The 1,536-nt window shown below is 41.6% G+C and carries 1 protein-coding gene; it reads left to right on the forward strand.

From position 1 onward, the window contains the following. The first annotated feature begins 272 nt into the window (after window positions 1-272). Window positions 273-1,175, forward strand: a complete 903-nt coding sequence (locus J7J01_02470) for a hypothetical protein (protein MCD6209756.1) — start codon at window positions 273-275, stop codon at window positions 1,173-1,175. Window positions 1,176-1,536: the final 361 nt, after the last annotated feature.

Below are 1,536 nucleotides of genomic sequence, written 5' to 3' on the forward strand. Positions count from 1 at the left end.
ATGCTGTTCCAGCAAGAATATGTATGAGCGCTGAGCATGGCGCTATATAAAGATAAATAGCGAAGAAGCAAAGGAGGATAAGCAAAAGGGCAAAGGTGATATATTCTTGCTCTGTTCCTTATTATCTCGGCAGTTGCGATGTATCAGGCGTAAGCGACTATAACAAAAAGGCTAGAAGACTGCAAAGAGCAAAATAACTACGAACCAATTCGTAGCTTACGCAAATCTTATAATCCCCCCTCTTTAGACTATTTATTGGGGGTAAAATAAAAATGCAAAAGAGAAAGAAGATATTGGCTTCGGTCTCGGTATTACTTGTGGCGTTGCTGGTTGGAGCGATGGTTACGAATGCTGTGCCTGCGCCGGTGATAGAACCTATATCAATAAGACCTATGTCACCGCCACCAGGCGAAAAAAGGATTTATACAACTATAATCCCCTATGATAACTTAGCGAAGGCTGGCGAGACGATTTCCATTGAAGGGAAGGTGCATAACGACGGCAACAGTGCGATAACCGTTGAACTCGTTCCAGTCATGCGAGAAGAGGATGAATATATGTATAAGTATAAGTATAGCGAAAACGTGATAAACCCTGAGTGGGTCTCGGTCAGCCCAGGTGAGATAGATTTGGGTGCTCAGGAGTCCGCAAAATTTGACATCTCAGTGAGCATACCTCCAGATGCAAAGAGTGGGTATTACAGCGGGATGATTGCTATAAGAACAGACAAATATCCCGAACGAATAGAGCATTACAGCGTTCAGGTATATAAGCCGCTGGAAGAGCCGATAACAAAAGAATTCAGTGTTGCACCTAACTCAACAAAGGTGATAGTAACTGTGAAGTGGAACAAGGATGAGAAGAATATGCTATCAGCGGAAGGGACGGTAGATGTGCATCTATTCGACCCCTATGGGAACGAGGTATCTCAGCGCACAAAAATGACGAGGATTTCTGGATACGTTGATGCTTTTAGCTATGCGCTTGAACGGGGTATGGATATAGAAGACGAAGAAACAACAAATGCAAATGTGTATGAGCATGGACAACAAGCGGTGATATACCTGATAGATAACCCGGCAAGTGGCACGTGGAAGCTCGAGATGAAGCCCGAGGATGTGATGCACTTTAACTATGACATCGTAGTGAATCCGATAGAAGATGTGAGAATATGAAATAGAAGAAGGCTCGGTCTATTTTTAATAGGTCGGGCTGTTTTTTTATTATTTTTCAATCCATACACCCAAGCACAGGTAAAATTATCAAAATACCGATAGAAATTGCAATAAAAAATAACAAAGAGGTAATAATATTATTGTTGTTGAGCGAATTAAATGCGTTCTCTTCTTCTTTTGACCTCCTTTCCGAAATAAGGGCAGTAGGGTATTTTACGACTCCACATTAACTGTAAGCCAATGGTTGGTTAAACTCCCGTCAAAATGTTCCTCTATACACAATACATATTCGCCCGGAGGAAGCTCAGTACTTGTTTTTACTGTAATCTTTGAAGTGTAATTCTCATGAGTCCGTGCTAAA

Source organism: Methanophagales archaeon (assembly GCA_021159465.1).
Lineage (GTDB): Archaea > Halobacteriota > Syntropharchaeia > Alkanophagales > Methanospirareceae > G60ANME1.